General features: G+C 67.0%; 28 protein-coding genes and 1 other RNA gene. 4 read left to right on the top strand and 25 right to left on the bottom strand.

Annotated features, from left to right (window positions below; genetic code table 11):
• The 16 genes from AC16HO_RS08555 to rsmI all read right to left on the bottom strand — a co-directional run.
• A partial coding sequence (locus AC16HO_RS08555) for a UDP-N-acetylglucosamine--N-acetylmuramyl-(pentapeptide) pyrophosphoryl-undecaprenol N-acetylglucosamine transferase (RefSeq protein ID WP_484335378.1) occupies window positions 1–637 on the bottom strand: 637 nt, incomplete at its 3' end.
• Complete coding sequence (gene ftsW, locus AC16HO_RS08550) at window positions 634–1,827, bottom strand: putative lipid II flippase FtsW (protein ID WP_395641643.1); 1,194 nt, start codon at window positions 1,825–1,827, stop codon at window positions 634–636. The genes AC16HO_RS08555 and ftsW, both read right to left, overlap by 4 nt.
• 1 nt (window position 1,828) lies before the next feature.
• Complete coding sequence (gene mraY / locus AC16HO_RS08545; protein ID WP_395641642.1) at window positions 1,829–2,911, bottom strand: phospho-N-acetylmuramoyl-pentapeptide-transferase; 1,083 nt, start codon at window positions 2,909–2,911, stop codon at window positions 1,829–1,831.
• Window positions 2,901–4,274 (bottom strand): UDP-N-acetylmuramoyl-tripeptide--D-alanyl-D-alanine ligase, encoded by a 1,374-nt coding sequence (locus AC16HO_RS08540; RefSeq protein WP_395641678.1) that lies wholly within the window; start codon window positions 4,272–4,274, stop codon window positions 2,901–2,903. The genes mraY and AC16HO_RS08540 overlap by 11 nt, the downstream gene beginning before the upstream one ends.
• Complete coding sequence (locus tag AC16HO_RS08535; protein ID WP_395641641.1) at window positions 4,274–5,803, bottom strand: UDP-N-acetylmuramoyl-L-alanyl-D-glutamate--2,6-diaminopimelate ligase; 1,530 nt, start codon at window positions 5,801–5,803, stop codon at window positions 4,274–4,276. Before AC16HO_RS08535 ends, AC16HO_RS08540 begins: the two co-directional genes overlap by 1 nt.
• The gene (locus tag AC16HO_RS08530) at window positions 5,800–7,638 is read right to left on the bottom strand and encodes a peptidoglycan D,D-transpeptidase FtsI family protein (RefSeq protein ID WP_484335379.1); all 1,839 of its coding nucleotides are present in this window, start codon (window positions 7,636–7,638) and stop codon (window positions 5,800–5,802) included. The genes AC16HO_RS08535 and AC16HO_RS08530 overlap by 4 nt, the downstream gene beginning before the upstream one ends.
• Before the next feature lie 122 nt (window positions 7,639–7,760).
• Window positions 7,761–8,054, bottom strand: a complete 294-nt coding sequence (gene ftsL / locus AC16HO_RS08525; RefSeq protein WP_395641639.1) for a cell division protein FtsL — start codon at window positions 8,052–8,054, stop codon at window positions 7,761–7,763.
• Window positions 8,054–8,992 carry a 16S rRNA (cytosine(1402)-N(4))-methyltransferase RsmH gene (gene rsmH / locus AC16HO_RS08520; RefSeq protein WP_395641638.1) on the bottom strand — a complete coding sequence of 313 codons (939 nt, stop codon included), beginning with the start codon at window positions 8,990–8,992 and terminating at the stop codon, window positions 8,054–8,056. Before rsmH ends, ftsL begins: the two co-directional genes overlap by 1 nt.
• Before the next feature lie 26 nt (window positions 8,993–9,018).
• Entirely contained in the window at window positions 9,019–9,465 is a 447-nt protein-coding gene (mraZ, locus tag AC16HO_RS08515) for a division/cell wall cluster transcriptional repressor MraZ (protein ID WP_395641637.1), read from the bottom strand.
• A gap of 339 nt (window positions 9,466–9,804) precedes the next feature.
• Window positions 9,805–11,049, bottom strand: coding sequence for an HlyD family secretion protein (locus tag AC16HO_RS08510; RefSeq protein ID WP_395641636.1), 1,245 nt, complete (start codon window positions 11,047–11,049; stop codon window positions 9,805–9,807).
• Between the two features lie 273 nt (window positions 11,050–11,322).
• Window positions 11,323–11,675: RNase P RNA component class A (gene rnpB, locus AC16HO_RS08505), an RNA gene on the bottom strand.
• Window positions 11,676–11,722: 47 nt separating this feature from the next.
• Entirely contained in the window at window positions 11,723–12,598 is an 876-nt protein-coding gene (locus AC16HO_RS08500; protein WP_395641635.1) for an alpha/beta fold hydrolase, read from the bottom strand.
• Between the two features lie 4 nt (window positions 12,599–12,602).
• A complete protein-coding gene (locus AC16HO_RS08495; RefSeq protein ID WP_395641634.1) occupies window positions 12,603–12,752 on the bottom strand; it encodes a hypothetical protein in 150 nt (49 codons plus the stop codon).
• A gap of 93 nt (window positions 12,753–12,845) precedes the next feature.
• Window positions 12,846–13,682, bottom strand: a complete 837-nt coding sequence (locus AC16HO_RS08490) for a helix-turn-helix transcriptional regulator (protein WP_395641633.1) — start codon at window positions 13,680–13,682, stop codon at window positions 12,846–12,848.
• Window positions 13,683–13,732: 50 nt separating this feature from the next.
• Complete coding sequence (locus tag AC16HO_RS08485) at window positions 13,733–14,260, bottom strand: GNAT family N-acetyltransferase (protein ID WP_395641632.1); 528 nt, start codon at window positions 14,258–14,260, stop codon at window positions 13,733–13,735.
• A gap of 55 nt (window positions 14,261–14,315) precedes the next feature.
• On the bottom strand, window positions 14,316–15,179 hold the full coding sequence (gene rsmI / locus AC16HO_RS08480) for a 16S rRNA (cytidine(1402)-2'-O)-methyltransferase (RefSeq protein WP_395641631.1): 864 nt from the start codon (window positions 15,177–15,179) through the stop codon (window positions 14,316–14,318).
• An 84-nt stretch (window positions 15,180–15,263) separates the two neighbouring features.
• On the opposite strand from rsmI, the gene AC16HO_RS08475 reads away from it, so the two are divergent.
• The 3 genes from AC16HO_RS08475 (at window position 15,264) to AC16HO_RS08465 (ending at window position 18,159) form a co-directional block, all read left to right on the top strand.
• A complete protein-coding gene (locus AC16HO_RS08475; RefSeq protein WP_395641630.1) occupies window positions 15,264–17,096 on the top strand; it encodes a penicillin-binding protein activator in 1,833 nt (610 codons plus the stop codon).
• A gap of 10 nt (window positions 17,097–17,106) precedes the next feature.
• On the top strand, window positions 17,107–17,484 hold the full coding sequence (locus AC16HO_RS08470; protein ID WP_395641629.1) for a YraN family protein: 378 nt from the start codon (window positions 17,107–17,109) through the stop codon (window positions 17,482–17,484).
• Window positions 17,485–17,568: 84 nt separating this feature from the next.
• The gene (locus tag AC16HO_RS08465) at window positions 17,569–18,159 is read left to right on the top strand and encodes a BON domain-containing protein (protein WP_395641628.1); all 591 of its coding nucleotides are present in this window, start codon (window positions 17,569–17,571) and stop codon (window positions 18,157–18,159) included.
• Between the two features lie 18 nt (window positions 18,160–18,177).
• On the opposite strand, the gene AC16HO_RS08460 is transcribed toward AC16HO_RS08465, so the two are convergent.
• Window positions 18,178–18,915 (bottom strand): acetoacetate decarboxylase, encoded by a 738-nt coding sequence (locus AC16HO_RS08460; RefSeq protein ID WP_395641627.1) that lies wholly within the window; start codon window positions 18,913–18,915, stop codon window positions 18,178–18,180.
• Between the two features lie 509 nt (window positions 18,916–19,424).
• Here AC16HO_RS08460 and AC16HO_RS08455 point away from each other — a divergent pair.
• Window positions 19,425–20,678, top strand: coding sequence for a carboxylate--amine ligase (locus tag AC16HO_RS08455; RefSeq protein WP_395641626.1), 1,254 nt, complete (start codon window positions 19,425–19,427; stop codon window positions 20,676–20,678).
• Between the two features lie 138 nt (window positions 20,679–20,816).
• On the opposite strand, the gene AC16HO_RS08450 is transcribed toward AC16HO_RS08455, so the two are convergent.
• The 8 genes from AC16HO_RS08450 to AC16HO_RS08415 are packed head-to-tail and all read right to left on the bottom strand — an operon-like array spanning window position 20,817 to window position 26,172.
• Window positions 20,817–21,326, bottom strand: coding sequence for a phosphatidylglycerophosphatase A family protein (locus tag AC16HO_RS08450; RefSeq protein ID WP_395641625.1), 510 nt, complete (start codon window positions 21,324–21,326; stop codon window positions 20,817–20,819).
• On the bottom strand, window positions 21,323–22,285 hold the full coding sequence (thiL, locus tag AC16HO_RS08445) for a thiamine-phosphate kinase (protein WP_395641624.1): 963 nt from the start codon (window positions 22,283–22,285) through the stop codon (window positions 21,323–21,325). The genes AC16HO_RS08450 and thiL overlap by 4 nt, the downstream gene beginning before the upstream one ends.
• 24 nt (window positions 22,286–22,309) lie before the next feature.
• Window positions 22,310–22,663 (bottom strand): MmcQ/YjbR family DNA-binding protein, encoded by a 354-nt coding sequence (locus AC16HO_RS08440; RefSeq protein ID WP_395641623.1) that lies wholly within the window; start codon window positions 22,661–22,663, stop codon window positions 22,310–22,312.
• A gap of 13 nt (window positions 22,664–22,676) precedes the next feature.
• Window positions 22,677–23,141, bottom strand: a complete 465-nt coding sequence (gene nusB / locus AC16HO_RS08435) for a transcription antitermination factor NusB (RefSeq protein WP_395641622.1) — start codon at window positions 23,139–23,141, stop codon at window positions 22,677–22,679.
• Complete coding sequence (ribH, locus tag AC16HO_RS08430) at window positions 23,138–23,602, bottom strand: 6,7-dimethyl-8-ribityllumazine synthase (RefSeq protein ID WP_395641677.1); 465 nt, start codon at window positions 23,600–23,602, stop codon at window positions 23,138–23,140. The genes nusB and ribH overlap by 4 nt, the downstream gene beginning before the upstream one ends.
• A gap of 42 nt (window positions 23,603–23,644) precedes the next feature.
• Window positions 23,645–24,754, bottom strand: a complete 1,110-nt coding sequence (ribB, locus tag AC16HO_RS08425; RefSeq protein ID WP_395641621.1) for a 3,4-dihydroxy-2-butanone-4-phosphate synthase — start codon at window positions 24,752–24,754, stop codon at window positions 23,645–23,647.
• Window positions 24,744–25,580, bottom strand: a complete 837-nt coding sequence (locus tag AC16HO_RS08420) for a CPBP family intramembrane glutamic endopeptidase (protein ID WP_395641620.1) — start codon at window positions 25,578–25,580, stop codon at window positions 24,744–24,746. Before AC16HO_RS08420 ends, ribB begins: the two co-directional genes overlap by 11 nt.
• A 1-nt stretch (window position 25,581) precedes the next feature.
• The gene (locus AC16HO_RS08415; RefSeq protein WP_395641619.1) at window positions 25,582–26,172 is read right to left on the bottom strand and encodes a riboflavin synthase; all 591 of its coding nucleotides are present in this window, start codon (window positions 26,170–26,172) and stop codon (window positions 25,582–25,584) included.
• Between the last annotated feature and the right edge of the window lie 2 nt (window positions 26,173–26,174).

The raw sequence follows: 26,174 nt of genomic DNA, 5'->3' as shown, positions 1-26,174 counted from the left end.
GTGGTCGTGCCGGTTCGGGCATCATTGCCAGCGCTGCCGGCAGCGCCTTGTTGAGCGCGCGCGCGCCCTGGCTGCCACCGAGCACGAGCAGGTTTGCCGACGCGGGGCGCTTGGCGAAACGTTCGGCCGGCGGCGCGAGCGCGGCGATTTCGGCGCGCACCGGATTGCCGACCCATTCGCTGCGCGGCAACGCGCCCGCGAATCCGCACAGCCGGCACCTGGCGAACTTCGCGAGGATGCGATTGGTCGTGCCGGCGATGCTGTTCTGCTCGTGCACGACCAGCGGCACGCCGCGCAGCCAGGCGGCAATGCCGCCGGGGCCGGCAACATAGCCACCCATCGACAGCACGCTGCGCGGACGCGTGGTGCCGATCAGCTTCCATGCCGCGATCACGGCACGGAAGATCTTCAATGGCGCCGCAAGCAGGCTCGCGATGCCCTTGCCGCGCACGCCCGAGATCGCGATCGTCTTCAATTCGATGCCGGCCTGCGGCACGAGCCTGGTCTCGAGCCCGCCCTCGCTGCCGAGCCAGAGCACCGGCACGGCGCGCGCCATCAGCTCTCTCGCCACGGCGATGCCGGGAAAGATGTGGCCGCCGGTGCCGCCGGCCATGATGAGCACGGGTGCGGCGCTCATGCCGCGGCTCCCGCAGGCATGCCGCCGATCAGATCGCGCGGCTCGATCAGGTCCGCCTCGCGGATGCGCTCGGCGCGGCTGACCTCGTAGCTGATGCGCAGCAGGAAGCCGACCATGACGCAGGTCATCATTACGCTGGAACCACCCGAGCTGATGAGCGGCAAGGTGAGACCTTTGGTTGGCAGCACGCCCATGTTGACCCCGACCGAGACGAGCGCCTGCAGGCCGATGCACAGCGAGATGCCGAAGGCGCAGTAGCCGGCGAAACGCTGACGCAATTCGATCGCCTTCATGCCGAGCATCAGGCCGCGACCGACGAGCAAGGCGAACACGCTCAGCACAAGCACGATGCCGACGAAACCGAATTCCTCGCCGATGACGGCGAGGATGAAGTCGGTGTTCGCTTCCGGCAGGTAGTGCAGCTTCTGCACCGAACCGCCGAGACCGACGCCGAACCACTCGCCGCGGCCGATCGCGATCAGCGCCTGGGTCAACTGGAAACCATCCTTGAACGGGTCGGCCCAGGGATTGAGGAACGAGGTCAGGCGCTTGACCCGGTAGTCCGAGGTCGTCGCCACCCAGGCGATCACCGGCAACAGCGGAATCGACAGGTAGACGAGGTTGCGCATGCGCGCACCGCCGAGCCAGATCATGCCGACCGTGACCGCGATGATCAGCGCGGACGACCCGAAGTCCGGTTGCGCGAGCAACAGCACGACGAGAATGCCGGCGACGCCGATCGGCTTGATCACGCCGAACAGCCGGGTCTGCACGGCCTCCTGATGGCGCACGAGATAGCTCGACAGATAGACGATGAACAGCAGTTTCACCGCCTCCACCGACTGGAAGTTCGAGATGCCAAGGCGAATCCAGCGGCGCGCGCCGTTGATGCGCACGCCCAACCCCGGCACGAACACGAGCAGCAGAAGCAGCACGGCCAGCAGCAGCAGCAGGAATGCGTTGCGCTCGAACCATTCCAGCTCGGTGCGCATGACCACGATCGCCACGGCGATGCCGAGCGCGAGGAACAGCATGTGCTTGATCGCGTAGTAGAACGGTCCACCCGGGCTGATCGCGATCGAACTCGACGCGACCATGACGAGGCCGAACGCGGCGAGCGCGCCGGCGAGCACGATCAGACCGATGTCGTACCTGCCGAGGGTTTCGTCGATGCGCTTTGCTTGTGCCATCTCAGCGCACCTTCAACGTGGCGAGGCCGATCAGCACGAGCACGACGCTGATGATCCAGAAGCGCACGATCACGCGCGACTCGGGCCAACCCTTGAGTTCGAAGTGATGGTGGATCGGCGCCATGCGGAAAATGCGCTTGCCGGTGAGCTTGAAGCTCGCGACCTGCAGCATCACCGACGCGGTCTCCATCACGAACACACCGCCCATGACGAGCAGCACGATTTCCTGGCGCACGATCACGGCGAGCGTGCCGAGCGCGGCGCCGATCGCCAGCGCACCGACATCGCCCATGAACACCTGCGCCGGATAGGCGTTGAACCAGAGGAAACCCAGGCCCGCGCCGGCCAGCGCGCCGCAGTAGATCACCAGTTCGCCGGCGCCAGGAATCGAGGGAATGCCGAGGTATTCGGAGAACACCTTGTTGCCGGCAAGGTAGGCGAACGCACCGAGCGCGGTGACGACCAGCACGCTCGGCATGATCGCGAGGCCGTCGAGTCCGTCGGTCAGGTTCACCGCATTGGAAAACCCGGCGATCATGAAATAGGCAATCGCAACGAAAAACACGCCGAGGGGAATCACGACCTGCTTGAACAGCGGTACGTACAGCGAAGTCTCGGCCGGCGTCTGCGCGGTGTGGTAAAGCGCGACGGCGACGAGCAGCGCGAACACCGATTGCCACAGGTATTTCCAGCGCGCGGCGAGACCGGCGCTGTTCCTCAGCACGATCTTCTTGTAGTCGTCGTAGAAGCCGATCGCGCCGAACGCGAGTGTCACGCCGAGCACGATCCACACGTAGCGGTTGGCGAGGTCCATCCACAACAATGTCGAGATCGCGACGGCGAGCAGGATCAACGCGCCGCCCATCGTCGGCGTGCCGGCCTTGGACAGATGCGACTGCGGGCCGTCCGTGCGGATGACCTGTCCGGCCTTGATCTCGGCGAGCTTGCGGATCACCACCGGACCCGCCAGCAGCGAAAAGGCCAGCGCGGTCAACGTTGCCATGATCGCGCGGAAGGTCAGGTACTGGAACAGATGCAGCGCGTTGAAGCTGCCATGGAAGTACCCGGCGAGTTCAAGCAGCATGGCGCGTGCCTCCATTGCCGTTCTTGTTCGTTCCGTCGAGCAACGCCTCTACCACACGATCCATCGCCGAGCCGCGCGAGCCCTTGACCAGCACGTTGACTCCGCCGCGCACCTGCGCGGCGAGCGCCCGCGTCAGCGACTCCTGATCGGCGAAATGCTGCGCACCTTCGCCGAACGCCGCAGCCGCGGCGCGCGACAATTCGCCGACCGTGTACAGCCAGGAGATGCCGCTGCGCTTCGCCAGCGCACCGATCTGCGCGTGCAACTCGCGCGCCTGCGCGCCGAGCTCGCGCATGTCGCCGAGCACGAGCCAGGCCTCGGCCGGCTCCTGCACGAGCGTCGCGATCGCGGCGGCGGTCGAGGCCGGATTGGCGTTGTAGCTGTCGTCGATCAGGGTCCAGCCGCCGGGCATCGCATGGCGCACGAGGCGGCCCTTGACCATGGGCGCCGTTTCGAGCCCCTGCTTGATCGTGGCCAGCGGCACGTCGAGCGCGAGCGCGAGCGATGCCGCGGCGAGCGCGTTGGCGACGTTGTGGCGACCGGCGAGCGGAAGCACGACCTCGGCATCGCCTGCCGGCGTGCGCAGCGTGAAGCGTGATTCGGCATCGAGTTTGCGGATCTCCGCGCTCACCTCGGCAGGCTGGTCGAGGCCGTAGCGGATCGTGCGTCCGGCCCGGTTTATACTTGTAAACAATGTGGCAAATGCCTCATCGGCGTTGATCACCGCCACGCCATGCGCGGGCAGCGCGGCGTACAGCGCGCCCTTGGTTTCGGCGACGCCTTCGAGCGAGCCCATGCGCTCAAGATGCGCCGGGCCGATGTTGTTGACGAGGCCGATTTCGGGCCGCGCGATGGCGGCGAGGTAGTCGATGTCGCCGGGCTTGCCGGCGCCCATCTCGAACACCGCGTATTCGGTGTCGTCGGGCATCGCCAGCAGCGACAGCGGCAGGCCGATCTCGTTGTTGAAGTTGCCCGCGTTGACATGGGTCTTGCCGTGCAGCGCGAGGATCGACGCGACCAGGGTCTTCACCGTGGTCTTGCCGTTCGAGCCGGTGATGCCGACGAAGCGCGCGCGCTGCTGCGCACGCGCATGGCTGGCGAGGTCGCCGAGCGCGAGTAGCGTGTCGGCGACGATCACCTGCGGCAGGTCGCCGGCAACCGGTCGCGCCACCAAAGCTGCGGCCGCCCCCGCGCCCCGCGCCTGCGCAACGTAGTCGTGGCCGTCGAAATTCTCGCCGCTGAGCGCGACGAACAACGCGCCCGGCATGGCCTGACGCGTGTCGGTAGCGACGCCGCGCACCATCAGGTCGCGGCCCTGCAATGCGCCGCGTGTCCACAATGCGATTTCGGACAGGCGCAGGATCATGCACGCATCTCCAGTGCCCGGCGCGCGACGGCGAGATCGTCGAACGGATGCTTGGCCCCGCCGATTTCCTGATAAGGCTCGTGGCCTTTGCCGGCGATCAGGACGATATCGCCCGGCTGCGCCTCGCGCAGCGCGAGTGCGATCGCCTGCGCGCGATCGCGCCGTACCAGAATCGCCTCGCGATGGGCGAAACCGGCAACGATCTGGGCGACAATCGTCTCGCCGTTCTCGTTGCGCGGATTGTCGTCGGTAACGATGACGCGGTCGGCGAGACGTTCGGCGATCGCGGCCATCTGCGGGCGCTTGCCCTGATCACGTTCGCCGCCCGCGCCGAACACGCAGATCAGTTTTCCTGCGCAATGCGCACGCAGGTTCGCCAGCGCCTGCTCGAGTGCGTCCGGCGTGTGCGCGTAGTCGACGACGACAAGCGGCGCCGCGCCGCCACCAATCCGGTTCATGCGGCCGATTACCGGCTGCGCGTTGCTCAGTGCCGCGCGAATCTGCGCGAAGTCATAGCCGAGCGCGCCGAGGCAACCGGCGACCGCGAGCAGGTTGGCGACGTTGAAGCGGCCGAGCAGCTCGCTCGCGATGTCGCCCTCGCCCCACGGCGTGCACAGGTGGAAGCGCAAGCCTTCGCCGCTCGTGCGTACATCGCGCGCGACGACGTCGGCATCGGTCGCGCCTTGCGCGCTGCAGCGAATGCCCTGCACGTGCGCCGGCAGGCCTGCCGCCAGCCCGCGTCCGAACGCATCATCGATATTGATCACCGCCGCGCGCAGGTTCGGCCAGGCAAACAGTTTCGCCTTGGCCGCGCCGTAGGCTTCCATCGTGCCGTGATAGTCGAGGTGGTCGCGGGTCAGATTGGTGAACGCGGCGATGTCGAACGTCACCGCGTTCACCCGGCCCTGGGCGAGCGCATGCGAGGAAACTTCCATCGCGACGTGGCTGGCGCCGGCGTCGCGGAATTCGGCGAGCAGCGCCTGCACGCTGATCGCATCGGGCGTGGTGCGCTCGCCTTCGCGCAGCGCGCCGACCAGACCGGCGCCGAGCGTGCCGAGCGTTGCCGCGCGCGCACCGAGGCCGTGCAGCGCCGCGGCCAGCAGCTGCACGATCGAGGTTTTGCCGTTGGTGCCGGTCACGCCGATCACGCGCAGCGATTGCGACGGATGCTGGAAAAATCGCGCGGCGATTTCGCCGACCTGCTCGTGCAGGTTGTCGATCTTGATGATCGGGACTCGGGACTCGTAGTCCGGGGGAAGATCAAAACCGGGCCCGGGGTCGCGAGCCCCGAATTCCGAGTCCCGGCTTTCCGCCAACACGACGGCGGCACCTTGCGCGACCGCCTGCGGTGCGAACGTGATGCCGTGCGTCGTCGTGCCCGCGAGGGCGAAGAACGCATCGCCCTCGCGCACGCGGCGCGAGTCGAGCGCGAGCCCGCGCACGACGATGTCGCCCGCAGCGGCGAGCACGTCTTCGCGCGCGATGCCGGCGAGCAGGTGGCCGAGGCGGTTGACCGTCGCGCTCACGGCTCGGCGACCTCCGTTTCCGCGCCGATCAGGTCGGCATCGCTCGGCGGCGGCATGTTCTGCGGCGCAACGAGCGGGTTCGGGCCGGGGCCGCCGGCGTACCAGTTCTTGACGTTGTCGGGCGGGATGTCGAGCGTGCGCAGAGCGCCTTCCATCACCTTGCTGAAACTCGGCGCGGAGACGAAACCGCCGGCATAGGCAATCAGGCTGTTGCCGGTCGCACCGGTAATCACGACCGCACAGACCAGGCGCGGATTCGACGCCGGAACGAAGCCGACGAACAGCGAGTGATAAAAGTTGCTGTAGCCGCCATTGACCGCAATGTGCGAGGTACCGGTCTTGCCGGCGGCGAGATAGTTGTCGACCACCGCGGCCGGCGCCGTGCTCTCCTTGCTGACCACCGTCTGCAACATCGCCGAGACCTGCCTGGCGATGCCGGCGGAGATCACGCGCTTGCCCACGTCACCCGCACCCTTGACGAACGTGGGATGGTGCAACACGCCGCCGTTGGCGATCGCGGCATAGGCGGCCGCAAGCTGCAACGGCGTGATGCGCAGCGCGTAGCCGTAGGCGATGTGCGCCTGGTCGATCGGATACCAGCGCTTGGCGATCGGCAGATAACCCGGCGATTCGCCCGGAAAGCCCGAGCCGGTCGATTCGCCGAGACCGAAGCGGTTGTAGACGTCGTAGAGCTGGTCCTTCGACAGCGTCATCGCGACCTTGGCCGCGCCGACGTTGCTCGAAAAGGTGATGACGTGGGTCAGGTCGATCAGGCCGTGATTGTGCGTGTCGTTGATCTTGTGGCCCTGGAAATCCCAGAAGCCCGGTGACGTGTCGATCTTCGAGTCCGGCTTCCACTTGCCGCTTTCGAGCGCCGCAGAAACGGTGAACGCCTTCATCGTCGAACCCGGCTCCATGCCGTCGGTCACTGCGCGGTTGCGCATGCGGTCGAGCAGTTCGGCCTTGGGGATGTTCGTGTTCTGCGAGTTCGGGTTGAACGAGGGTTGGTTGACCATGGCGATGATCTCGCCGTTGGTCACATCCATCACCACGATCGAGCCATTGCGCGCATGGTGCTTCTGGATCGCACCCATCAACTCGCGGTAAGCGAGGTACTGGATGTTCTTGTCGATCGACAGGACAAGGTCCTCGCCCGGCTTCGGCGGCACATCGAGGTCGACGTCGTAGCTCTCGACCGCGCGGTTGTGCAGGTCGCGGATGACCGACTTGCTGCCGGGCTTGCCGGCCAGCGATTCGTTGAATGCAAGCTCGAGGCCCTCGTTGCCGACGTCGTCGACGTTGGTGCGGCCGAGGATGTGCGCAGTGACTTCGCCGTTCGGATAGAAGCGACGGAACTCGCGCTGCGAATACACGCCGGGGATGTCGAGCTTGACGATTGCCGCGGCCGCATCGGGGTTGAGGTGGCGGACGAGGTAGACGAACTGCTTGTCGGCCTTCTGGTTGATCTTCTGCGTCAGGCTTTCGGCGTCGACGCCGAGCGCCTTGGCCAGTTCAGGCAGGCGCTGGGTGTTGTCGCGCAGCGTCGACGGATCGGCCCAGATCGATTCGACCGGCGTCGACACCGCGAGCGGGTTGCCGTTGCGGTCGAAGATCGTGCCACGCGGCGCCTCGATCTTGAGGTCGCGCACGTAGCGCTGGTCGCCCTGGTCGAGATAGAAGTCCCGGCTGACCCACTGCAGGTCGATCGCGCGCACGACCAGCGCGGTGGCGGCGAGCGCGAGCAGCATCAGCACGGCAGCGAGGCGACGCTTGAGATTGACCGTACCCTGGCGCGGCGCCAGTTTCGGCCGATCGCCACCGACCAACGTACCCATTTGAATCGGAAACCAGCGCCTGGCGCCGTGTGCCGGAGCACTCTTCGGCACCGCGCCCGCGGGCCGCGAATCCCGTTGCGCACGCAACATCGGCAGGTCGAATTGGAACAGTTCGCGCTTGGTCATCGCTTGATCACCACGGTGTTGGCCGCGACCGGCGAAATCATGCCGAGGCTTTCGCGTGCGGTCTTTTCGATGCCGTTGATCTCGGCCTTGGTCGCGCGCTCGAGTTCGAGGCGGCCAAACTCGTAGTTGAGGTGGTCGCGCTCCTTCGACAGCTCGTTGTATTCGGTGAACAGGCGACGACTTTCCTGGCGCGCCCAGACAATGCCGAACGCACAGCCGATCACCCCGGCAAGCAGGACCAGGATGATGAAATAGCCGATTCCGCGCGCGACGCCCATGAACGTGGCCATCAAAGTTTCTCCGCCACGCGCAGCACCGCGCTGCGGGCGCGCGGATTCGCCGCGGTTTCCGCATCGCCGGGCAGTTGCGCACCGCCGATCACCTTCAGGCGCAGCGCCGTCGCCGGCGGTGGCGGCAGGCCGCGGCGCACCGGCGGCGCCTGCGATTCGTCACGCAGGAAGTGCTTGACCGCGCGGTCCTCGAGCGAATGGAAGCTGATCACGGCGAGGCGTCCCCCCGGCTTGAGCCGGTCGGTCGCCGCGCGCAGACCGCGCGCAATCGCGTCGAGCTCGCCGTTGACGCGGATGCGCAGCGCCTGGAACGTGCGCGTGGCCGGATGCTTGTTCGCTTCGCGCCGGCCGAGCGTGCGCTCGATCAGATCGGCGAGCTCGAGCGTACGCGCGATCGGAGCTTCCGCGCGGCGCGCCACGATCGCGCGCGCGATGCGCCGGCTCATGCGTTCTTCGCCGTACTGCCACAGCACGTCCGCAATCTCCTTCTCCTGCGCGCCGGCGAGGAATTCCGCCGCGCTGACGCCGGTACTCGTGTCCATGCGCATGTCGAGCGGCGCGTCGGCGCGAAAACTGAAGCCGCGCGCGGCCTCGTCGAGCTGCGGCGAGGACACGCCCAGATCGAGCAGCACGCCGTCGAGTCCGTCGCGCGTCGCCTCCCAATCGGCGAGATCGGCGAAGTTGCCGTGGCGGATGCCCACGCGCGCGTCGTCGCCGAACTCGTCCCGCGCGTGCGCGACCGCGGCCGGGTCGCGATCCATCAGCAGCAACTTTCCCGCCGCTCCGAGCCGGGCAAGTACCGCCCGCGCATGACCGCCACGGCCGAAGGTTCCGTCCAGATAGGTTCCGTTCTCGCGCACACGCAATCCCTGCACCGCTTCGTTCAACATCACCGGCAGATGGGCCGGCCCCGCCGCTGCGCCTTCGTTCTCATTCATCGTCGGGGCGCATGCGGTTCGTGCACTCACAATTTCAGATCCAGCATTTCCTCGGAGAGGTCGCCCTCACCGATGGTCTGGCGGATCTTGTTCAGGTGGGCCTGTTCGCTCCACAACTCGAACTTCGCGTTCATGCCGAGCAGGATCGCTCGCTTCTCGATGCCGGCCGCCGCACGCTGGCTCGCCGGAACGAGCACGCGCGCGGAGCCGTCGGGCTCGACCTGCGCCGCGGCGCCGACCAGCTTCAACTGCAGGTCGCGATGCACGCGCTTGACGCTGGACAACACGTTGACCTGGTCGCGCACCTTCTCCCACTCGGTCTGCGGAAACAGCCACAGGCAGCCATGCTCGAACGGGTTGTAGGTGAACACGAGGCGATTCGCGCACGCGGACGCGACCAGGTCACGATAGGCGGTAGGCAGCGCCAATCGTCCCTTGTCGTCCAGCGTGACGGCGGTTTCGCCCTGAAACATGGTCGGTGAATCCCACTAAAAACCACAAAATCCCACTAACCGCCACAATATCGACGGCATACAGGGCTGTCAAGGAAAAATTGCTTTGCAGATCAAGGAGAAGCGCAGGGGTTGATGGCTATTTCGTGCGCTTTCTGAGGAAACAACAAAAGGTGATTGAATTCACGCAAGTTTTCCCAGATGAATCAGGTCGCTGCCGCGACGGATTCATGCACTCATGGAACGGGACGCACCACCGCTCCACGCCGATTTGCGCGGAATATACAATTGTAAATCAATACAAGTATACAAATCCGCGCGCACGCGGATGCCGCGTATCGCAGCCGGCGATCGCGCCGGTCAATCGGCCACGGTCAACGTGGTCTTGGCGTACAACGCCTGGTCCAACCCGATCGCGAAACGGTCGCCCGGACGCGCGCCGGAACGGATCTCCACGTATTTGCCGGACGGTGCGCCGAACTGGATGCGATGGCGGTGCAGCTCGTTGCCGCTGAGCAGGTAGATGTCGCGTTCCTTGAACGGCTGGATGTCGTCGGCACGCTCGACGTAGATCGCCTCGCTTGTCGGCGCACCCTCGATGTCGCCGGCCAGCGATTCGGCCGCGCGTACGCCGAACGGCAGCGGCTCGCTCGGCGCGACGTCGACCTGGACCGAATCGTCGCGCACCTTCGGATCGATGCGCACGACCGTGCCGCGCACCGCCTTGCCCTGCACGTACAACGTCGCCTTGTTGCCATGCGCGATCGACGGCGCCTTGGCCTGCGGAATCTTGAGCGCGGCGATCAGGTCGTTGCTGCTCGAGACAAGCGCTAGCTTCTCGCCCGGCGACACCGCCTGGCCGAGCTCGACGAACACGTCCTGCACCGGGCCGTCGACCGAACTCCTGATCTTCAGTTCGTCGAGCTTGGACTGCGCCAGATCCAGCCCCTCGCGCGCCTGCTTGAGCGCCTCCTCCTTGATCGCGATGCGCGAGGCACCGAGATCATGTGCGAGGCCGCTGCGATCCGCCTGCTCGGCGACCTGCGAGCGCAGGCCGGCGACCTTCGCGTCCGCACGCGCCATCTCGAGCTTGGATACGATGCCACGCTCGGTCAGCGGGCGCAGCGCATCACGCTCGTGCGCCTCGATCGCGAGCTGGCGCTCGAGCTCCTTCTGCCGGCTGGCCTGCGCCATCGCTTCGACCTTCTCGCTCAGCACCGCCTCCTTGAGATCGAGGTTCGCCTTCTCCAGCGCGACGCGCGCGGCCGACGTCTGCTCGGCAAGACGGCTGTTGGTCAGACGGAACAGGACTTCGCCCTTCCTCACCATCATGCCGGGGGCGACGAGCATCTCCTCGACCGTGCCCGACGCCGGCGAGGCGAGCAGTTTCTTTTCTTTCTCCACAAAGACACCGGACGCAGCAACCGGCACGACCAGGTCGCCCTGCTGCACCAGCACGGTCTCGAGATTGCGGCGCAGAACCACCGTGTTGTGCTGCATCCAGCGCCAGGCGAAGGAAAGCGCGACGACGGCCGCCAAGCCACAGGCGCCCAGACCCAGAGACAGGAGCGCGCGGCGGGAGGTAAGACGGGACTTCAGGTTCATGGCAATCTTCCATCGCTTGTACCCGGGTCCGCTTGCGCGGACGCCCACAGACGGGCACAGCGATTTTCATTCGACGGGGCATCGGTCGTTGTGCGCGGCACCCAGCCGGCGCGCAACCGGCCGCGGCGCTTGGACAGCGCAGCGGATGCGATAGTTCCCGGACGCTGCCTCGCCAACGGCGGTTCCGCAACCGCAACCCATCTTCATTTTTGCGGAAAACTGCCGGCACGGATGGCGGCCTTTCGACTTCACGCAGTCCTGGATGAGCGCAAAAAAAGGAGTCGGCCTGTAAGCCGGGTTTTGTCGTTGGACAGTCATTCCTCTAGGCTCACCGTCGCCGATGAGCTCGAGCAACCTACCCGGGAGCGACGCGGGCCGCGCCATGCTCCCCTATTCGGTCTTGCTCCGGGTGGAGTTTACCGTGCCACGCGACGTTGTCCCCGCGCGCGGTGCGCTCTTACCGCACCGTTTCACCCTTGCCTGATCCCTTGCGGGCCATCGGCGGTCTGTTCTCTGTTGCACTGGTCGTCGGCTCACGCCGCCCAGGTGTTACCTGGCACCCTGCCCTGTGGAGCCCGGACTTTCCTCGAGACGCTTGCGCGCCGCGCGACTGTCCGGCCGACTCCGCCGTGGATTTTAGCCGATCCGGCCCGGGTTTGCAGACCGGCCCGCATCACGCAGCCTCGCGCAACGCCGTCTGCCAATGCGCGCGCAGCTCGCGATTGAAATCCTGCCAACGTTCTTCGGGGAAGAAGATGCGCGCGCCTTCGTACTCGACGCGCTTGCGCGTACCGGGAATCGTTGCTTCGAGCCAGCGCGACCAGCTCGTGTCGAAGTAGACATCATCCGTGCCCCAGACGATCAGCGTCGGCGCGGTGAACACCTTGAGCCGATCTTCGATCGCACGCGTGTGCTTGTTGTCGAACGCAGCGAGGAAGCGTTCGAGATTACGCAGGCGCTGCGGGCTGCGCAGGAACGGACGCAGATAGATTTCGACATCCGCATCGCCGAGCCGTTGTGGATGCTCGTACGCCGGACCGAGCGCCTCGGGCGAACGATAGATGCACTTGTCCGCAAGCATCGCCTCAAGCGTGCCACGCAGTCCTCCGTCGGCGGCCATCGCGAGGAACGGCTTGAACGCTTCGGGCGGCCAGTTGTCGTGCGTGTCGCAGTCGGTCAGGGTGAGGCTGCGCACGCGCTGCGGATGCAGTGCGGCGAAGATCTGCGCGATGCCACCGCCGCTGTCGTTGCCGACGAGATCGACCTGGGCGATGCCGAGCGCGTCGAGGAACTGCGCGAGCATGTTCGCGTTCGCGGTCACCGACACGTCTTGTTCGGGCAGGATCTCGGTGTCGCCGTGCGCAAGCAGGTCGACCGCGATGCAGCGGCGCACATCGGACAATCCGGCGAGCTGATGCCGCCAGAGATGACCGTTGAGCAATACGCCGTGGACGAACAGGGCAACGGGACCGCAGCCCTGCTCCACGTAGCCGATCGTGCCGGACGCCGTGCGCACGCTGCGTCGGATCGGGGCGGCTCGCGTATTCATGGCGTCAGACCTGTTTCTGCGCCGATGCGTGCGCTTCCTTGAGCTTCTGCGCGCATTCCTCGCAGCACACCTCGACGGTCTTGCCGCCGATCTTCACCTGAATCGCGTTCGCATCGAGCGGATAGTCGCAAGCCGCACAAGTCTTGGTGGTCATGACATTCTCTCTTCGTTGGCGCCCGACGTCCGGGCAGGCGCATTAGGCCACCGCAGGGAATGACCCGCTGTCAGAATCTTTAGTGATCTGCGGCTACGCGGATTTGCGCAGCGCCGCTTGCCGGAATTCCGTCGGCGAGCGCCCGTAGGTCTGCTGGAACGCGGCGCTGAAGTGGCTGTGGCTGGAGAAGCCCAGTTCGAGGCCCAGCGCACTCAGGTCGTCGTACTGCGCGATCAGGTCGAGCGCGCGCGCGAGGCGCAGACGCAACTGGTAACGATACAGCGGCAGGCCTTCGACTTGCTGGAAACTCTGGGTCAGATAGACCGGCGAGACGCCCACGTCGGCGGCGATCTCGGCCAACGTCCAGCGCCGCGCGAGATCGCCGCTCAGCACGAGCTTGGCGCGATCGACCAGACGCTGGCGCCCCATGCTCGCCGCCGCCGCATGCGTCGTGCGCGGCCCGAGCGCACGCTGCGCGAGCGTCAACGCGAGACCTTCGGCTTCGAGCGGCTCGGCGATGCCCGCGCGCAGGCTGTGCCGCAGCAGCGCGACCAGCGCCTGGGCGCGCGCATCGATGCGCAGGCGCTGGCGGCGGAAGCGCAACGGCACGCCTTCGTGCAGCAAGGCCGGCGGCGCGATTTCGCGCAACAGGTTCTCGTCTACCGCGACGACGAGGCTCGCGTCACCGCCATCGACCGGATGGCTGACACTGTAGCCTTCCTGCGCGTTGAACAGCAGCACCTGGCTCGCGTCGGCCACCGCCTCATCGCGGCCGACGTGGCGCACGTAGACACCGCGGTACGGAAAGACCAGATGCGTCGCGGCCGCGCATTCCTCCGCGCTCTTGTGCCGGCAATCGCCGCGGCAGTACACGTCGCGCACGGTGACCGTCGGGGTTCTCAGCAATGTCTGGACGGTGAATTCGGACATGGCTGGACTCTGAGGATGCGGGACATCGTACTCGCCTTCGCGATCGCGCGTCAGAAATCGATGCGCATCGCATAGCGGCGCTTCGAGGGGTGCGTGACTTCCCTGAAGCCGGCCGCCCTGAATGCGCCGACCGCGCCGACGTGCAGTTCGCCCCAGGTGATCTCCTCGCCGCGCGTGACCATCGGATAGCCCTCGATCGCCGCCGCACCGTGCCGCCGCGCATGCTCGACGGCGGCTGCGGCCAGCGCATAACTGACGCCGCGACGGCGATAGCCGACGCGCACGACGAAACACACGACGGCCCAGACGGTCGCATCCTCCTTGTCTTCTCGGCGCTCCGCCCAGGGTACGGGCGAGTTGCGCAGCGGGGCGAACTGGCGCCGCCGGCCGAGCCGGCACCAGCCGACCGGCTCGTCCCCGACATAGGCGATCAAGCCCGGCGCGGCCGCGCGTGCCTTGACGACTTCCTCGTGCAGAAAATCCCGGCGCAGGTCGCGCGGCATGTGCCAATACTCGCGCATCGGCAGGATCGCGCGCTGGCATTGGCAAGCCGCCGCACCGCCGCGCGTACCGAACACCGTCTGCAGATCCTTCCATCGCGCCGCGTCGGCCGGAACGATCTCAATGCCTCCATCACGCGTCCTCCCTGCCGTGCGTCGCGTACAGCGCCTTGCGCGGCGCGCCGGTGATCTCGGCGGCGAGCTTGGCCGCACGGCTCGGCGGCAGCTCGGCGCTGAGGATTTGGTAGACGCGCATGCCTTCGGCGAGGACGGCCGCGGCATCGTCGCCGTCCGTGCCCTTCACCAGCACGACGAATTCGCCGCGCTGCTGGTTTGCATCGTCGCCGACACGTTCGGACAACTGCGCGAGGGTGCCGTCGAGCACGGTTTCGAACTGCTTGGTCAGTTCGCGCGCGACGACCGCCTCGCGTTCGCCGCCGAACTCGGCGACCAGATCGTGCAAGGTTTCGACGATGCGATGGCTGGATTCGTAGAAGATCAGCGTGCGCGTCTCGCCGCGCAGGGTTTGCAGCGTGGCGCGGCGCGCGGCGGACTTCGCCGGCAGGAACCCCTCGAACACGAAACGATCGGACGGCAGACCCGCCGCCGACAACGCCGCGATCGCGGCACATGCGCCGGGAATCGGCGACACGGCGACGCCGGCTGCGCGCGCCGCGCGCACCAGGCGATAGCCGGGATCGCTGACCAGCGGCGTGCCCGCGTCGCTGATCAGCGCGATGTTCGCGCCGGCCTGCATGCGGCGCACGAGATCGGCGCCGGCCTCGCGTTCGTTGTGTTCGTGCAGCGCCACCGTGCGTGTGGCGATGCCGTGATGGCGCAACAGCGCGGCGCTGTGGCGGGTATCCTCGGCCGCGATCAGGTCGGCCTGCGCCAGCGTCGCGCGCGCGCGCGGGCTCAGGTCGTCGAGATTGCCGATCGGCGTTGCGACGACGAACAGTCTGCCGCCCGCCACCGGTTTGTCGTCCTGCCTGCTCATGCCATGCGCCTGAATGGAACCACAGATAGTTTAGCCGCCCCATGCTTCCGCTATCATGCGTGCACACCCAGGACGGATCTTTTCATGCACGCGACGAGCCGCGCCCTGCGCCACCTTGTTGTCATCATCGCGCTGGCGTTGGGCGGCTGCGCCGAACTCGGCACGTCCGGCAATCGCGACAATACGCCGGCGGCAACGGACGCCGAGCAGTGGTACAAGAATGGCGAGTTCGATCGCGCCGGCCAGGCGTTCATGGACATCGCCGACGCCGATCGTGACTACCGCGATCACTACCGCCTGCGCGCGGCCGAGGCGTTTCGCGAGGAAGGCAATCTCGATGCAGTCGCCTGGGCGCTGGAAAGCATCAAGGCAAAGCGCCTGTCCGAAGCGGAACAGCCGCGCTTCGATCTGCTCGAAGCCGAGCTGGCGCTGTCGAAAAAGAACGCGCAGCGCGCGCTGACCCTGCTCGCGCTCGACGATTCGAAGCTGCCGCGCCCGCTGCGCCTGCGCACGCTCGAGCTGCGCGCACGCGCACTGGCGCTTGCCGGCGACGCGTTCGCCAGCGCGCGCACGCGCGTCGCGCTCAACCCGTCGCTGCAAGGCAAGGACCGCGAGCGCAACGAAAGTCAGATCGTCGACACGCTGGCACAACTGGATGCACAGGCGCTCAAGCAGCAAGGCGCTGCGCTGCTGCCCGGCGACGCCTTGCGCCCCTACATCGACTATGCGTTGCGCCGCGCGGGCCAGGCGCTGCCGCAGACTCTTGCGCAGCCGGGCGTGCCGGTCGGTACGCAAGGCGGTGCGAACGCGCTGAACGGCGAAGGCTACCGTCCGGCGCATGCGATCGCATTGCTGCTGCCGCTCGATGGCCAGCTCAAGGCCGTCGCCCAGGCGGTACGCGACGGCGTGTTCGCCGCGTACTTCTCCGACACGCACATGCCACGCCCGGAGCTGCGTCTGTACGACGTCGGCAACAGCGCCGCGGACGCGGTTGCCGCGTACCAGCGCGCAGTTGCCGAAGGTGCCGACCGCGTGATCGGGCCACTGCGCCGCGATGCGGTCTCGGCCGTGTTCGCGCAGAACCCGCTGCCGGCGCCCGTGCTCGCGCTCAATCTGCCCGAACGCGGCGAATCGCCGCCGCCGGGCAGCGCGGCTTTTGGCCTCAATCCCGATACCGAGGGCGCGCAGGCCGCGCAGCACCTGCTCGATCGCGGCATCACCCATGCCGCGATCGTCGCCGCGGACAGCGATTGGGCCGAGCGCGCCGCCGCTGCGTTCCGCGCCCAGTTCGAAGCCGGGCGTGGCAGCGTGATCGGCGAGTCGCGCATCAAGACAGGCGAATTGAACTACTCCGCAAGCATAAAGAGCGCGCTCGCCGTGCTGCCCGCGCAGAGCGCCACGGCCCCCGTGCAGAAATCCGCCGCGGGCAGCGACGCGGCCGGCATGGACAACAGCGCCGTGTTCATCAGCATGACGCCGCAGCAGGCGCGGCTGTTCATGCCGCAGCTCAAGCTCGCCGGGTACTCCAACCTGCCGGTCTTCGCCACCTCGCACCTGTTCGGGGGCCTTACCAACCCGGGCATGGACCGCGACCTCGACGGCGTCGAGTTCTGCGACGCGCCATGGCTGTTCGACGCCGTCGTCGGACTGCCACGCCACGCCGACATCGCCGACTCGCTCGAATCCGCGCGCGGCGCCGGCGCACGACTGTTCGCCATGGGCATGGACGCGTACGCACTCACCCCGTATCTCGACTGGATGAGCCAGCACCACGACGCCTATCTGCCCGGCGCCACCGGCCAGCTCAGCAGCGACGGCAGCGGCCGCATCCAGCGCCTGCTGACCTGGGCGCGCTTCAGCGACGGCGTTGCCACGCCGGCGACCGGCAGCCTGCAGATCAGCAACCCGGCCCCGTAAGGCGCCGCAGATGACGGCGCGCGCGACCGGCGATATCTGGGAAGGCGCCGCGCTCGCCTGGCTGCTGAAGTCCGGCCTGCGCCTCGTGGCACGCAACTTCCATTGCCGCCACGGTGAGATCGACCTGGTCCTTCTCGACCGCAGCGGGCACGAAGGCGACACGCTCGTGTTCGTCGAGGTGCGCTATCGCGACGATGCGACGCGCGGCAGCGGCACCGCTTCCGTCGGCACGGCCAAGCAACGCAAGCTCGTGCGGACCGCGCAGATCTTCCTGCAGGCGCATGCACAATTCGCCGCGCTGGCCTGCCGTTTCGACGTGATCGGCTGCACCGGTACGCCGCAGCGACCGGTGTTCGAGTGGACGCGCAACGCCTTCGACGCGATCTGAACCCGGCCCGCGTTCAGCCTCGAGTCACCGCGTCCGCGCGACCGTGTCGCTCCCGCTTTCATACCGCTCGCCATGAATCGCGCATTGCGTAGATCGATACTCCTGCTCGCCCTGGCCACGCCGTTGCTGCACGGCTGCCTGCTCGCCGTGGCCGGCGCGGGCGTGGCTGCCGGCGTCGGCGTCGCGCACGACCGCCGCGACGCGGGCACGGTGCTCGCCGACCGCCGTCTTGCGCTCGCTGCAAGCGATGCGATCAACCGCGACAAGGCCTTCGTCCGCGACGACAACTTCGTCCACACCGTCGTCTACAACGGCAACCTCCTGCTTTGCGGCCAGTTGCGCAGCGCGGACCTCAAGCAGCGCGCACAGGCGCTGACCGAGCATCTCGACGGCGTCAAACGCGTGGTCAACGAGATCGAGGTTACCGACGAGCCGATCGGCTTCTGGCGCCGCCGCGCCGACAACACGATGACCGCACGCGTGAAGACCGCACTACTCGACCTCACCAGCCTCGGGGATTTCGACCCGAGCCGGGTCAACGTGACCACGGTCGACGGCGTCGTCTACCTGATGGGCCTGGTCAGCCGTGAAGAATCCGACGCGGTCGTCGAGATTGCGCGCAACGTGGCGGGAGTTTCCAAGGTGGTCAAGGTGTTCGAGTACACCGACACCTGATCGCCTCGCACGTACCCGCTACGCAAGATAGTCGTGCACCACTTCCCCATACGGCAGCAGCAGATCGGCCTTGATGTGCACCGCGGACAAGACTTCGCGTACCGGCAGGTCGACCACCGGCGCGAGCGCATGCGCGAACAGCTCGAGCGCACCGGGGCCGGTCCACGCGCCCTTGAATTCCTTGCACTGCATCGAATAGCGCACCAGCTCGCAGATGCGAGGCGTGCCGTCGACATGAGGCAGGATCTTGAGCAGGAACGCCGGCGCCTCGAGGCCCGCGATGGCCTTGTCGCGATCCATCGATGCGTACTTGAAGCCCATCGTGCCGCGCGCGACGGGCAGGTCCGAATACCGCAGTTCGCCCACCAGCGTATCGCGATGGACCTTGAGCGACGGCTCGCCGATCTTCTTCGGGAAGCCCCAGATCTCGCGCCCGCCCGCGGTCGGCGGATGGTCGTCGAGGAACATCATGCGCACGTAGCCGCCGGCCTCGCCCTTGTACCTGACCGGAATCACCTGGCCCGACTCGGTGTAGTCGCCGAAACCGGTCGAATCGGGCATGCGGATGAACTCGTACTTCACCACCGGGTCGGTCATCTCCAGCGGCGCCGGAATGGCCTTCGCGAGCGCGTCGGGATCGGTGCGGTAGGTGATGATCAGGTATTCGCGGTCGACGAACAGGTACGGCCCGGGCGGATAGGCCGGGTTGTCGATCGGCATTGCGAACGCACGTTTGCGGATTTCGTCTTCAGTCATGGCAAGCACCCGACACGGCATCTGTTGGAAATACGATCGCGGCTACCGTCCGATTTTCACGTTTCGAGGCCGGCGCAACATCGCGCGCACTATCCCACGCGCCTTGTTAAGCCCGCCATCGCGAGGCAATTCGGGCGTTCGCGGCGACGTCGTTTGCGCGGGAAATTCGCGGAAGCCTGCGAAGCGCCTGCAATCCTGGGCGCGCCGGGCGCCGCGTATCGCGCAATACTGCTATAGTTGTGAAAATCCGACTTCCGGTTGGGGCTGGAAGGAAGGGGACAGCAAGCAAGGCGGTTTACCTGCGCCGGCCGGCGGCGCCGGAAGAGGGGCTGCCACTCGCGTTCGGCACACAATCTGCTCAGGCCGGAAATTCGGCGGGGAAAGAGCGATGAAGCAAATCCGTTTGCCAAGGTCGTCCGTGGTCGCCGAGCCACTGCGCCAAACAGCGGAATGACCGGAATCGCGCATCAATGGCAGCGGGATATCGCAGTTTCCTCTCCGCACGAAATATGTCTACGCCACGTGCGATCGTTCTCTCGCGTCCGCTGACCGGTCTTGCGACCGTCCGCGCGCTGCATCGTGCCGGCATCGCCGCACAGGCTCTCGTCTTCTCCGACCGCGACCTCGTTCGGCATACACGCATGGCCGACCTCGTCGACGTACCGGTACAGGCGCGCGGCGGCGATGCGTTGATCGAATTCCTGTTGCAATGGCCGCGCTGCGCGGCCGACGAACGCCCCGTGCTCATTCCGGTTTGCGATGAACACGCCCTGCTGCTGTCGCGGCATGCGCAACGGCTGTCGGCACATTTCCGTCTGTGGACGACCAGCCACGACGAACTGCTGCGCATCATTTCCAAGAACAGCCTGGGCACGATCGCCTCCGCACTCGACCTGCCCGTCGTGCCCGGCATCGCCGAGCCGACGCCGGAGCAACTCGAGCAATGGAGTGCCGGACATGCAGGACCCTACCTGCTCAAACCGTTCTACGTGGGTGCGCCGGGCAACAACGTCCACGACAAGAACCGCCAATTCGAAACACGCGACGAATTACTCGATCACGTGCGCAGCAAAGGCGCCCGCGCCGCGATCGTGCAACGCATGCTGCGCGGCGGCGACGGCTACATCTTCGATTGCTACGGCCTGTGCGACGCGTCGGGCCGGGTCGTGCAAATGGCCACCCACCGGCGCTGGCGGCAGAACAAGCCCGATTGCGGCACGACCTCATTCGGAGAAATTCCCGCCGGGCTGCCCGCCGACCAGGACGACACTTTGCTCGCGCAGACGCGAACCCTGCTCGGTGGCCTGCACTACCATGGCATCTTCGGCATCGAGTGGCTGCTCGACCGCGAGACCGGGCGTTTCTGCCTGATCGACTTCAACGCGCGACCGTTCTCGAGCATAGGCCATCTCGTCGACTGCGGCCTCAACCTGCCCGCGCTCGCATTCCGCGAGCTGACCGGCGAACTGCCGTCGGACCTCGAACCGCAGCCGCGGTTGCGGCGTTTGCTGTGGGTCGACTTCTATCGCGACCTGCAAACCTTTCGCGCGCTGCGTGGAGCACACAAGCTGCGTTTCCTGGACTGGTTTGCTTCGACACTGCGCTGCCGCAGTTGGGCATACTGGAACTGGCGCGATCCAATGCCAGCATTGGTGCGCACCGGCAAATTGTTGCGCCACCTCGCCGAACTTTTCTTCTTCAACGGCAATCGGCAGCACGACCGACACGACTGCCGATCCACGAGCCAGGACGCGACTTTCTGAGCAACCCATGCCCGCCATCGCGCGGCTGAAGAACAGGCAAAGCCGCGCGTCGGTGGGTTCGTGCAAACGTGCGTCCGGACTCGGACCCTGGTTGCGGCCCCGGCAACCGGGTACGGGATCGTCGCACCGCGGCGCGCGTCACGACAGGCCCCACGCTGCCGCCAGACCCTGCAGCACGGCCAGCACGAGCGCGGCATACAGGCCGGCGATCACATCGTCGAGCATCACGCCGAGCCCGCCGCCGACGTTGTGGTCCGCCCACGATACCGGCCAGGGCTTGACGATGTCGAAGATGCGGAACAACGCGAACCCCGCCACAAGCTGCCACCATGCGAACGGCAGCCACAACAGCGGCAACAGCGCGATCCACTGACCGACGAATTCATCCCAGACGACGAAGCCCGGATCGGCGATGCGCAATTTCGCCACGACGCGCGCGCAGACCCGGACGCCGAGCGCGAATGCCAGCGCGACGGCGGCGAGATACCACGCCCAGGGCAACTCGCGCAGCGCAAACCACGGCAGCAGCGCGGCCAGCGAACCGGCGGTGCCGGGCGCACGCGGACTCAGCCCCGAACCGAAACCGCAGGCGATCCATCCGGCCGGATCGCGCAGCAGCACGCCACGTTGACCCGGGTCGAGCTTCATGAGGAGAAATGCTCCCAGCCGGCGCGCGGCGAGGCGATGAAAGCGCCATCCACGTCGCGCACGCGTACGCCCGGCTCGGCAACGATGCGGCCGATGCGCGTGGCCGCACAGCCGCTGCGCGCGAGGTCGTTGAGCAACCCGGTGGCGAGCGCGGGTGCCGCGGTGAAGCACAATTCGTAATCGTCGCCGCCGCCGAGCTGCAGCGGCACACGCGCATCGTCGGCAACCAGGCCGAGCAGGGCCGGCGACGCGGGCAGCATCGCGAGGTCGATTTCCGCGCCGACTGCACTGGCATTGCAGATGTGGCCGAGGTCGGCGAGGAGTCCGTCCGACACGTCGATGCAGGCGTGCGCACGCCCGCGCAGCAGCAGGCCCTGCGCGATGCGCGGCACCGGTCGGTCGAGCCGCGCGATCAACTGCTCCTCGCCCCTGCCCGGGCGTAGCGCACCTTGACGCAGCGCCAGCCCGGCAGCCGCATCGCCGAGCGTACCGGTGACGAGCACCGCGTCTCCCGGCTGCGCGCCGGTACGGCGCAGCGCCAGATGCTCGGGTACGAAACCGTGCGCGGTGACGGTGATCGTCAACGGCCCGCGCGTCGTGTCGCCGCCGGCCAGCGCGAGCTTGCATTCGCCCGCGAGCGCGGCGAAGCCGTCGGCGAATGCGGCTACCCACCCCGCATCGGCATCCGGCAGGGTCAGGGCCAGGGTCGCCCAGGCCGGCGTCGCACCCATCGCGGCGAGATCGGAAAGATTGACTGCGAGCGCCTTCCAGCCGATGTCGTACGGCGCCGTGTCTTTCGGGAAATGAACGCCGCAAACCAGCGTATCGGTGCAGACCGCGAGTGCCTGCCCGCCCGGCACGGCGAGCAGGGCCGCATCGTCGCCGATGCCCAGGCGTACGTCCGCGCGCGCGCGCGCGCAGCGCATGCGAATCAGCTCGATCAAATCAAACTCGGCCATGCTGATCCGACCCGGACACGCGCATCACCGTTTCGCTTCGTCGAATGCGGCGACCAGCTGCTTCGGCGCTACCCGCCGCCACGCTTTCAGCAGAACATCGCGAAACAAAGCGTCTTCGATCGAGTCGAGCTGCACATGGGTCCACCCATGTTTTCCCCATTGCGGAATCGATGAAAACGTTTCGGGAAAGGAGGCGATCAGCGCGGCTTGATCCGCCGGCGTCAGCTTGAGCACGGCACGATGCTCGGATTTTTTTTGTGCAGAAATCTGCGCGAAGATTTTTCCGCCGACGCGGAACGACGGACTGCCGAAATGATCGCGCTCTTCCGCACCCGGCAAAGAAAGCGCCGTTGCCTTGGCCTCGACCCAGGAAATCATCGCCGCCTCCGGCTCAGCCGCGTATGCCTGCCGCGTACTCTGCCTGCCTGACCTGCGCTGCCAACTTGTCGAGCACGCCATTGATGTAGGTATGGCCGTGATCGGCACCGAAGCGCTTGGTTACCTCGATCGCCTCGTTGATGACGACGCGGTACGGCACGTCGATGCGGTGGCGCAACTCGTACGCGGCGAGGCGCAGCGCGGCGCGTTCGATCGGATCGACCTGGGCGACGGCGCGGTCGAGATACGGCGCCAGGTCCGCGTCGAGCTCGGCACAGTGCGCGTCGACACCGCGCAGGAGGTCTTCGAAGTAGCCCAGATCAGCGACTTCCATGTCTTGTTCGTGACGGAATTCATCGATCACTTTCGCCATCGAATTGCCGCTGATCTGCCAGGCGTAGATGGCCTGCAACGCGCGCCGGCGCGCGCGCGCGCGCGCGGTCAGGTCGATGCCGTCGGGGCGTGGGTGCTTGCTCATAGTTTGTTCCACAGATCGACCATTTCCATCGCGGCAAGCGCGACTTCCTCGCCCTTGTTGCCATGCACGCCGCCGGCGCGTGCCTGCGCGTCGGCGTGGCGCTCGACCGCGAGCACGCCGTTGAGCACAGGCACGCCACCGTCGAGCGCGACGCGCATCAGTGCCTGCGCGCAGTTGTCGGCGACGTGCTCGTAGTGGCGGGTGTCGCCGCGCACGACGCAGCCGAGCGCGAGGATCGCCGCATGCCCGCCTGCGCGCGCCAGCCTGGCCGCGGCGAAGGGAATTTCCCACGCGCCCGGCACGCGCACCAGATCGACCGCCTCGTCATCGACGCCATGCTCGCGCAGCGCGCGGCGCGCACCGTCGACGAGCACGTCGACAATGCCCGGATTCCAGCGGCTGGCGATGATCGCGAACCGCGCATCGGCATGGCGACGCAATTCGCCGGAGTAGTCGGGCATCGGTAGCAACAAGGTGGCGGCGGAGGATTCCGCCTGCCTAGTTTACCCGAGCCGCTGCTCGTGGACCTCGTCGTAGCCGGCGATTTCCAGACCGAAACCGTCCAACCCGCGGAACCGGCGCGGCGTGCCGAGCACACGCAGGCGACGCACGCCCAGATCGGCGAGGATCTGCGCACCGAGGCCGTGCTGGCGGCCGTCGAACGCGGACTCGGCGCGATCCTGCGTGCCGCGCGCCAGCCGCTCGAGCGCGCCGGCGGCCTCGTTCGCGTCGGCGAGCACGACCACGACGCCGCGGCCCTCGTCGGCGATGCGACGCATCGCGGCACCGGCGGTCAGGCCGCAAGGCGTGTCGGTCAGGTGCAGCACGTCGGACAGCGTATCGCGCACGTGCACCCGGGTAAGCACCGGCGCGCCGTCGTCGATCCTGCCGCGCACCAGGGCAAAATGCGGCAGATCCGACAGCGCATTGCGATAGCCGACCAGGCGGAACGGGCCGAATTCGGTCTCGACCTCGCGCTCGAAGGCGCGCGCGACGGTCTTTTCGGTCTGCAGGCGATGGCGGATCAGGTCGGCGATCGTGCCGACCTTGAGCCCATGCGCGCGCGCGAATTCGATCAGCTGCGCGCCGCGCTTCATCGTGCCGTCGTCGTTGACGATCTCGACGAGGATGCCGGACAACATGGGCAGACCGGCAAGGCGCACAAGGTCGATCGTCGCCTCGGTGTGGCCCGCGCGCGTGAGCACGCCGCCCTCGCTGTAACGCAGCGGGAAGATATGGCCGGGACGCGCGAAATCGCCGGCCCGCGAGGTCGGATCGGCGAGCGCGCGGATGGTGCGCGCGCGATCCGCGGCGGAGATGCCCGTGGTCGTGCCGTGGCGGTAGTCGACCGAGATCGTGAACGCGGTGCGATGGCTCTCGCTGTTGTCGCTGACCATCTGCGGCAGTTGCAGTTCGTCCAGGCGCGCGCGCAGCATCGGCTGGCAGATGATGCCGCTGGAATGACGCACGATGAACGCGATCGACTCCTCAGTCACCGCCTGCGCGGCCATGATCAGGTCGCCCTCGTTCTCGCGGTCCTCGTCGTCGGCGATGATGACCATGCGCCCGGCGCGGATGTCGGCGACGATGTCTTCGATGACGTCAAATTGCATGAGTACGTTTCCAGAATGGCGGCAAGAATTGCGCATGCCGTTGTGCGTGAATCAGGAACACCACCGCCACGATAGCGCAAAGCGCGACGCTCACGGCGGAAGCCTCGATGCCGAAGGCGCCGCCGGTCAACCAGTCCGGGCCGGCCAGTTCCGTGCGCAGCAAGCCCTGCCCCGAATGGCCCGAATCGGCGATGCCGAACAGGCCAGTCTGGGTGAAGTTCCACGCGGTGTGGATGCCGGCCGTCCACCACAGCGAGCGCGTCGCGACGTAGACCACGCCGAGCATCACGCCGCCTTCGATGCCGAGTGCGGTGATCGACAGCGGCGTCGCGCCCGGATTGCTCATGTGCAACGAGGCAAACAGCAGTGCGGACAAGGCGATGGCAGCAAAGCTGCCGAAAACATTTTCCAGATTGCGCAGCACGATGCCGCGCGCGACGAGTTCCTCGAACGTGCCGGCGAGGATCGCCACGCCCGGCAGGCCGGCACGCGCGAACGCGCTGCCGACGTCGAATGTGGCCGCACCCTCAATGGCAAGCGTTGCCACGACGACGACGATCAGCAACGCGCCGAGCGCCGATCCGTACAACGCCCCGCGTGTGCGCTGCGGCGCGAGCTCGTCTGCTGTGCGCCTCGCGACGAAACGCGCATAGAGGTTATACGCATTGCAGGCGATCACCGCCGTGACAAGTGCAAACAGTACGCCCCACAACGCGTCCAACCGGTAGACAATTTGCATCGCAAAGCGGTATGCCGCGTTGAACGGCAACGCGAGAATCGCAAGTTCCGCGACCAGCGCGCCGACGGGATGGTGAAACCAGCGCATGTCAGCCGCGCAGCAACCGCTCGACGTAGCGCGCGATCAGGTCGACCTCGATGTTGACTGCGTCACCGACGCGCCGGTCCTTGAACGTCGTCACCGCGACGGTATGCGGGATCAGGTTGACGCCAAACCGCGCGCCTTCGGTTTCGTTGACCGTCAGGCTGGTGCCGTCGATGCAGACCGAGCCCTTGCCGGCGATGTACTTCGCCAATTCCACGGGCACCTCGAACGTCCAGCGCTGCGAGCGCGCGTCGGGCTCGATCGCAAGCACGCGGCCGATGCCGTCGACATGGCCCGAGACCAGATGGCCGTCGAGGCGATCGGCCAGGCGCAGCGCCTTTTCCAGATTCACTCCCGAACCCGGGTCGAGCGTGCCCAGACTCGTACGCGACAGGGTTTCGTTCGATACATCGAACGCAAGTCGCGTCGCGTCGATCCCGACCACGGTCAGGCACACTCCGGCCACCGCAATGCTGTCGCCGGGCGCGACGCCGTCGACGCCGAGACCCTGCGCATCGACCACGAGGCGCACGTCGCCGCCACGCGCCTGCAAGGATGCGATCTTCCCTACCGCCTGCACGATACCGCTGAACATGC

This window comes from Rudaea sp., from assembly GCF_057139185.1.
This window is presented reverse-complemented; position numbering and strand designations above follow the sequence as displayed.